This is a genomic window from Nostoc sp. CCY0012 (genome assembly GCF_963920855.1).
GTDB lineage: Bacteria > Cyanobacteriota > Cyanobacteriia > Cyanobacteriales > Nostocaceae > Cyanocohniella.
Genome location: NZ_CAWUDM010000175.1, coordinates 1 through 7,574 on the forward strand (window position 1 = coordinate 1; position 7,574 = coordinate 7,574).

Here is a 7,574-nt window from a genome sequence, read left to right on the forward strand (position 1 = left end):
ATCTCCTATATACCTAGTGATTCGCCCTTTTGGGAAAACTTTTTGGTTTACTGATGATCAACCACATGATTGCTGACACTACCTAAGAAAAACTCTGCGATCGCTTCCAGCGCGGCGTAGCCCATCGCTGAATGGTCATGCCGACCTAGTACGATCAGATCGGCATTCCACTCTTGAGCCACAGTGGAAATCGTTGCCCCTGGCTCACCAAAATGGTGTTGATATTCAGTTGAAATATTTCGGGCAATTGCCCGATCGCAGTATTCTTGTAACCAAATTTTTGCCTTCTCAATCTCTAGCTGAAGTGTTTCCTCGCGGATTGATTGAGAAAGCCCAGTGTTGATCGGATAGAGTCCAAATGTCCCACCTGACTGGAATCCTGGATCGATCGCAGTAAAATCTACGAGGCAATGAAGAATCATCAAATTAGCTTGCTCTTGCTGCGCTAAATTGAGTGCCCGATCAAACACAATAGATGTTAAAGGAGAATGATTAATGGCAACCAGAATGCGTTTAAAGTTCATTGTTTCGAGCCATCAGGTTAATCTCACTTAAAGTAATCTGCAACTATTGCAACCAAGTATGTGGCGATCGCATCCATCGGGCGGTTACGCGATCTGCTTGCAGCAGCGCTTCGCTATCGCCAGAAGGCGGGGCGGAGCATCGTCGCAAAAAAGTGAGGCTATCTTACCTGAACTTCCTGCTCAGTTTGAACCTTTGCTAAAGCCGCTTTGAGATTTGCTTCCTCGACATTCGAGAGCGAAGTTCGTAACACTTTGCCGTCAAAGGGTTTTAATTCTTCTAGAACTTTATCTGGAGTAACTTTGCGGGCAAGAATAAAGATAGCAGAGGTTCCAGGCTCCAGAGTCTTGCCCAATTCTCGGATAAAGTCGTCATCGATTCCAACATCAGTTAATGCACCTGAAAGCGCCCCACTGACGATGCCAACGGTGACACCCAGCAACGGATGGAGAAACAGCAACCCAATCAGCAATCCCCAAAAACTTCCACCTGCGACTCCTGCTGTCACTAAATCCAGAGTTTGCTTAACTTTGAGTTTACCCTTGTGGTTTTTGACTGCGACGACGGCATCTTCCAAGTCAACTAAATGCTCTTTCTGCATTTTTGCCAGCTTGAGCAACACTTCGTCTGCTTTAAATTCATCATTAAACCCAATCACAATTAAGTCACTCATAGTATTCTCTTCTAATGGTGTTCTACACGACTTGCAAGCCAAAATGGAATTCCAATTCCCACAAATTGAGCCACAATCATACAGATATTTGCTTGTACAACAAAAATATGAATTGGCTCAATCAATTGCCCTGTCCGATAGATAGCAGCTCCTTGCGGAACTGAAAGCGTTTTCAGGAGCAATGTTCCAACAATTGTTTCGATGCCGACTAACGTCATTAACATTGCTGCCAAGTTAACTACAACTCCTAGTTGTAAAACTTGAATTATTTCCTTGCGGCTAGGATGTAAAGCTGGTTCCGGGGCTGACAATTGTTGCCCAAGATGAACGTAGCGAAAGAACCAGTAAATGCTTAAGCCTAAAGCCGCAATTCCCCCAATTGCCGACAGCAAACCGATCCCTGATTTGAGATTGAGGTTGAGATTCGGTGAAAGAATCGCGAACCCTAAAATGAGAAGAGAAACAATGGTTAAAACAAACTGTATCCAAAACCCACTCCACCCCAATGATTGCAGTAAACTACCAGCTTGCTGCCTCTCTGAAGGATGAGATTGTGATTCTAGGTAGCTAGACATAAGGTATTACTCTCTAAATCTTGGCTTTGAAAAATAGCAGGTATGTCAAACTTTGAGGCACACTCGACAAACGCATACCACTTGTCCTGCTGTGTGCGGTACGGCTCTGAGTCTCTACGGTAAAGCGCGTCGCTGTCCTGAATGCAGAGTCAGCATCCAAACTCCATCAAACAAGAGATTAATGCCAATGAAAGTGCCAATTAGCCAAACTGCGCCAAACGGAAAGTTAGACCAAACGAAAATACCGAAAATAATGCCGATGATTCCGCTTACAAGCATCAATCCCCAGTTAGGTGAAATCCGGCGCATTTGAAATGCAATGGACACTTGAATTATGCCTTGCAAAAAAATGGTAATGCCCAACACTAACGTCAAGGCCAGCACCCCTTTTAGCGGATTTACCACTACTAAAATTCCAGCCAAGAGATACAAAAGACCCAGAATCAGCTTCCCAATAACTTTACCTGCACCTCTCGATTGAAAGGCATAAACGATTTGAGTAATTCCGGCAAAGATAAATACCCAGCCAAATACTAAGGTTGAAGCAACGCTAGCAAAGAAGGGAAAGGCGATCGCAATGATGCCTAACACGATCATCAGAATAGCGATCGCGGTTGTCCATCCAGAGCTAACAACTTGCTCATCAGTTTCAGGCTCAATAGTTCTCATGTTTATCTCCTTTTGAATCAAATCCTAAATGACCGCAGAGTTCTCGAAGAATTTCTTCACCGTTGCACTCGCTCATCACTTTCTGTTGATTAACTCTCGACCTCCGCAAAATTCCTGATTAGTTCCCTAGTTTTTCACTAGAACAGAAAACATCGAATACTTCCTGTATCTTGATAGGTAAATAAGTTCAATTTCATCTACCGCTTTTGAATGGTTTATCAGAATTTGTATAATTTATACATCAACTCAAACACTAAATATGACTTGTTGATAATTGCTTGTGGCTTCAAACCTTATTTTGATATTTCCAGACTTAACGGGAAAAGTCAAAACAATTCAAAATTCAAAATTATTAATCTCCACGGATAAATCCGGGTGCTTGAAACAAGGATACTACGATTTTTTATACCTCCATTAATAAATTAAGGAGGCAGTGCGTTCGATTCAGCATTGGAATAAAACTACTCAGGAGGTGCAATTTTACATTACTAGTCTGAAGAGTGATGCCCACAAAATTGGTAGTGCAATTCGACAGCATTGGGGTATTGAAAATTCTGTTCATTGGACATTAGATGTCACTTTCAATGAGGATGAATGTCGAATTCGTTCTCTGCACAGTCCACAGAATTTTTCTTTGCTACGTCGTATTGCTCTTAATGCCTTAGAGCGAGAATCATCTTTCCGCCGCAGTATTCGCCAAAAGTCACGGCGTGCCGCTATGAATGATCAGTATATGATTTCTGTTTTGGCCGCATCTCTCCCAAATTCAATCCTCTCCTAGAATCCCACTGTCAATAGGGTTTGAGACGCGCTAACCCTGGTTAAATGCCCGTCCTGTATTACCTCTTTTTCGCCGCCAAATTTTAAGTCCTTCAAACCACAAAATACTGAACACCCCAGAGGTAAGACTGACTACTAAATCATCAAAATGTAGAAAAGAAAAACGGAATAGATGCCGCAACAAAGGAACATAAAGTACTAGTCCCATAAACACTACTCCACCACCCAGCACCCACCACAGAGCTTTATTCGGAGTGCGTAACATCTCTGGAATGGTACGCGACCAAGAACGATTGCTCAAAATCATACTCAAATTTGATACAATCAAGGTGGTAAAAGCAAGAGCGCGGGCATCAAATTCTCCCTGTCCAAAATAATAAGACACAGCAAATACAGCCACTAGCACTACTAATACACTCAATCCTTGCAGCAGTGCTAATTTCAAAGTGCGACGGCTAAATAACGGCTCTTTTGGATTACGAGGCGGACGCTTCATCACATTACTTTCTTCTGGCTCTGCCTCAAACACCACCGTACAAGCTGGGTCAATAATTAAGTGTAGGAAGGCAATGTGGATAGGTAATAACACTAAAGGCCAGTGAAAGATTACAGGAATCAACGACATCCCAGCAATGGGGATATGAACGGCTAAGGTATAAGCCATACCTTTTTTCAGGTTGTCAAATACTCGTCGCCCCAACCTGACAGACTTGACAATGGAAGAAAAATCATCATCTAGCAATACCAAATCCGCAGACTCCCGCGCCACATCTGTACCGCGTTCGCCCATTGCAATGCCAATATTAGCGGCTTTTAAAGCTGGGGCATCGTTTACCCCGTCTCCAGTCATCGCCACGATTTCGCCTGAGCGCTTCAAGGCATTAACAATCAGTAATTTTTGCTCTGGGACAACCCGCGCAAAAATATTCACAGTTTGAATCCGAGAAAGCAACTCGCCTTCTGGCATCTTTTCTAATTCTGTTCCCGTGATCACTTCTGTAGCGGGTGTCAATCCGATTTGACGGGCAATATTTTGGGCTGTTGCGGGATAATCACCTGTAATCATCACAACCCGAATCCCGGCAGTATAACACTCAGCAATGGCTGGTGCTACAGTCGGGCGCACGGGATCAGCCATACCTACCAATCCCAAAAATGCAAATACAAAGTCATGCTGTTTTTCAGGAAGAGAGTTTGGCTGATTGTCCGTTTGATGTCGCCCGATCGCTTTCGCTATACCCAAAACCCGCAAACCAGCAGCAGCCATTGTATTGATCTGCTGCTCTAAATCTCCCATTTGTTCGGCATTAAAGTGACACAAATCAGCGATCGCTTCTGGCGCACCTTTGGTAGCAATTACTAATCTATTTTCTGGCGATCGCCAAACACAAGACATCGCCAACAATTCACCAGACAGGGGATACTCGCGCAATATCGCCCAATCTTGATGTAAATGTTCAGTTCTGGCTAAATAGTCATCACCCACTTGTTGGAGGGCTTTTTCCATCGGATCGAAGGGGTCTTTGCGACTGGCTAAAATCCCAAATTCGATTAATTCATGAAAAGTTTCTGGGAGTGCTTCCCGTTCATGCAAAGCGACATCATAAAAATTGGGAGATACAAATAATTGCTGCACTGACATCCGGTTAAAAGTCAGTGTCCCCGTTTTATCGACACAAAGAACGGTAGTAGAACCCAGTGTTTCTACCACAGGGACACGACGAGTCAACACCCTAGCTAGAGAAAATCGCCAAGCACCCAGCGCCAAGAAAATCGCCAATACCACAGGAATTTCATTAGGTAAAATTGCCATCGCCAGCGCCAACCCTGCGAGAACCCCTTGTAGCCAATTGCCCGTAGATGCACCGTAAATCACGACTACAGCAACGCAGATAGCGATCGCTACATACGTCAGCTTACTAACAATGCGTCGAGTTTCCCTTTCCAGAACCGTCTCTTCCGGTTCCACAGTCTGCAAGGCTTTACCAATCTTGCCCATTTCTGTCTGCATACCTGTGGCATAGACTTGAGCAATACCCTGACCTTGGACTATCAGCGTTCCCGAATAGACAAAAGGGAAATCGTCCCCTCCAGGACGATGCTGGGATGCAATTTGCGTGGTGTTTGCTAAATCTTTGCTGTCCTTAACTGATTGCTTGCGTACAGGTAGAGATTCACCAGTTAACAAAGATTCATCAACGCTCAAATGGGTAGACCACAGCACCACAGCATCCGCAGGAACTCTATCACCCTCTGACAAAACAATCACGTCTTCACGTACCACCTCCCGGCCCGCAATCCGTTGACGTTCGCCATCACGAATAACTAATGCACGAGGGCTAGAGAGGTCGCGTAACGCTTCCAGTGATTTTTCAGTCTTCTGCTCTTGGTATAAGTTGATGCCAACAATGAAGAAAACAAAGCCTAATAGGATTAACGCTTCCTGAACATCACCCAGAAACAAGTAAATAACACCACAACCCAGCAAAAGTAGGAAAATAGGCTCTTTGAAGATTTCCAGAGCAATTCCCCAGATAGTACGCTGTTGGGTAGATGGTAGCTCATTATACCCTTCTTGCTTCAGGCGATCGCCTACAGTTGATCCACGTAGCCCCGTGATAGATTCGAGTTTAATTTGATCAGCCATTTTCCCTCTGCGACTCCGCGTGAATTTTTCATCCTGTCAATCAGCAACGCTGTTTTTTGAATTACGTAGCTTGCTTCCGCGTAGCGGTATTACGAATTACCAACACATCCCCACCTTCCAACTTAGCTATATAAGTTTGTAATGCTACCGTTGCGGGTCCTCCCAACATCTTGCCATCTGGTGCAAATTTCGAGTCGTGACAGGGACAAACAAAAGATTTCCTAGCGTGGTAAAACTTACTAGAGAAGAGTAGAAATCCTGTAATATTCTAGAGCGGTAAAACTTGCTAGAGGTAGGTTGGAAGCATAGTAAACTCGTTTGATATTTTCTAAGACGCATACGTAATAGAGTAAAATAAGTAGTTAAACAAAATTAATTACACAAAATTAAGGTATGAAACCCTTATCCAGACTGGAAACTCATGTGTAAATAATTCTGTGCGATTACTTAGAGAAAGTAAGGAACTAGTAAAGAAATTACTCAACTATCGGTAACTTCACCCGAAAACAACTTCCCACACCGACTTTACTCATCACAGAAATCTCACCACCATGAGTATGAGTAATAGCTTGGGCAATAGCTAAACCCAAACCCGAACCACCTTGACGACGAGAACGGGCTTTTTCAGCTCGCCAAAAGCGATTAAATACCAAAGGTAGATTTTCAGGTGCGATACCAATACCAGTATCTGCCACTTCAATCACCACAAAATCATCCCTTTTAACGATTTCTACCCTGACTAAACCACCATTAGACGTATATTGCAGGGCATTTTCTAATAAATTTCCAAATAGTCGTTGTAACTGATGTGCATCCCCCTTTACCCACACCGCATCAATCAAGTTAGCCTCTAAAGTAATTTCTTGAGATTCTGCCTGCGGCTGTAAGGTATCAATTAAATCAATTAAAATTTCATCTATGGGTATGGGAATTGCGGTTTTAGGCAAACTTATAGGTGCAGCATCACTTCTGGCTAACAACAGTAAATCCTCTACCAAGTGCGTCATCTGCTGTGTTGCACCCTCTATGATGGCAATTTTTTTGACATCACTGGGATGAATACGTTCTGGGTGATTTTGGATAACTTCCACAGTCGTTTTAATCGCCGTCAGAGGACTGCGTAATTCATGGGACGCATCCGCCGTAAACTGTTGTAATTGCTGGAAACTCTGCTCAATCGGTTGCAAGGCTTTACTCGTTAACCACCAACCCGTACCACTAATTAAAACCATCCCCAAAACACCACCAATACCCAAACCCATCAACAGTCTCTCCAGTTCTTTTTGTACTTCCACAGTTGATGCACTGACACGCACATAACCTAAAAGTTGTTGATTTTTGGCTGAAGAATAGACCGGAATAGTTAATGTCCTGATGCCATTTTGCTGCCACGAGTGAAAATTAGTAACAAAAGGCGTTTGGGGAAATTGCCTTCCTGCTTTTCCTAATAATTGCTGCCCAGCATCAAACCATTCCACACTCTGACGATATAACCGTAAATCTTGCCAAGGAATATCTAAGTCTCCATCATTATCTAAAATTCGGGGCATTTTGCGATGCACAGCCATCCTATCCGCCTGAATAGCCGATAAATTATGAGCCGCCGCATCCGCCAACGTCAACAATTGACTGTCTAATTGCTGACTGAGGCTATACTTAGTGGTGCAGAAAAGTCTTGAACCGCTTGTATACCAGGAGTCTGACTGAG

General features: G+C 43.6%; 8 protein-coding genes and 1 pseudogene. 1 reads left to right on the forward strand and 8 read right to left on the reverse strand.

The features are described from left to right. Nucleotides 1-47 precede the first annotated feature (47 nt). The 5 genes from ACM0OS_RS27590 to ACM0OS_RS27610 form a co-directional block, all read right to left on the reverse strand. Entirely contained in the window at nucleotides 48-524 is a 477-nt protein-coding gene (locus ACM0OS_RS27590) for a universal stress protein (protein WP_414546369.1), read from the reverse strand. Nucleotides 525-682: 158 nt separating this feature from the next. After that, nucleotides 683-1,195: a DUF1269 domain-containing protein gene (locus ACM0OS_RS27595; RefSeq protein WP_414546370.1), complete on the reverse strand. Its 513-nt coding sequence runs from the start codon at nucleotides 1,193-1,195 to the stop codon at nucleotides 683-685. A gap of 11 nt (nucleotides 1,196-1,206) precedes the next feature. Then, nucleotides 1,207-1,770, reverse strand: coding sequence for a DUF3611 family protein (locus tag ACM0OS_RS27600; RefSeq protein WP_414546371.1), 564 nt, complete (start codon nucleotides 1,768-1,770; stop codon nucleotides 1,207-1,209). A gap of 114 nt (nucleotides 1,771-1,884) precedes the next feature. Beyond that, the gene (locus ACM0OS_RS27605; RefSeq protein WP_414546372.1) at nucleotides 1,885-2,439 is read right to left on the reverse strand and encodes an HdeD family acid-resistance protein; all 555 of its coding nucleotides are present in this window, start codon (nucleotides 2,437-2,439) and stop codon (nucleotides 1,885-1,887) included. Then, nucleotides 2,426-2,515 carry a hypothetical protein gene (locus ACM0OS_RS27610; RefSeq protein WP_414546373.1) on the reverse strand — a complete coding sequence of 30 codons (90 nt, stop codon included), beginning with the start codon at nucleotides 2,513-2,515 and terminating at the stop codon, nucleotides 2,426-2,428. The genes ACM0OS_RS27605 and ACM0OS_RS27610 overlap by 14 nt, the downstream gene beginning before the upstream one ends. Before the next feature lie 357 nt (nucleotides 2,516-2,872). Here ACM0OS_RS27610 and ACM0OS_RS27615 point away from each other — a divergent pair. After that, nucleotides 2,873-3,220: pseudogene (locus ACM0OS_RS27615) on the forward strand (ISAs1 family transposase); the annotation flags it as partial. A 30-nt stretch (nucleotides 3,221-3,250) separates the two neighbouring features. On the opposite strand, the gene ACM0OS_RS27620 reads toward ACM0OS_RS27615, so the two are convergent. The 3 genes from ACM0OS_RS27620 to ACM0OS_RS27630 form a co-directional block, all read right to left on the reverse strand. Next, a complete protein-coding gene (locus ACM0OS_RS27620) occupies nucleotides 3,251-5,866 on the reverse strand; it encodes a cation-translocating P-type ATPase (RefSeq protein WP_414546374.1) in 2,616 nt (871 codons plus the stop codon). A 61-nt stretch (nucleotides 5,867-5,927) separates the two neighbouring features. Then, nucleotides 5,928-6,131 carry a ubiquinol-cytochrome c reductase iron-sulfur subunit gene (locus ACM0OS_RS27625; RefSeq protein WP_414546376.1) on the reverse strand — a complete coding sequence of 68 codons (204 nt, stop codon included), beginning with the start codon at nucleotides 6,129-6,131 and terminating at the stop codon, nucleotides 5,928-5,930. A 211-nt stretch (nucleotides 6,132-6,342) separates the two neighbouring features. Further along, nucleotides 6,343-7,574 (reverse strand): sensor histidine kinase (locus ACM0OS_RS27630; protein ID WP_414546375.1); only part of this gene is annotated, 1,232 nt, incomplete at its 5' end.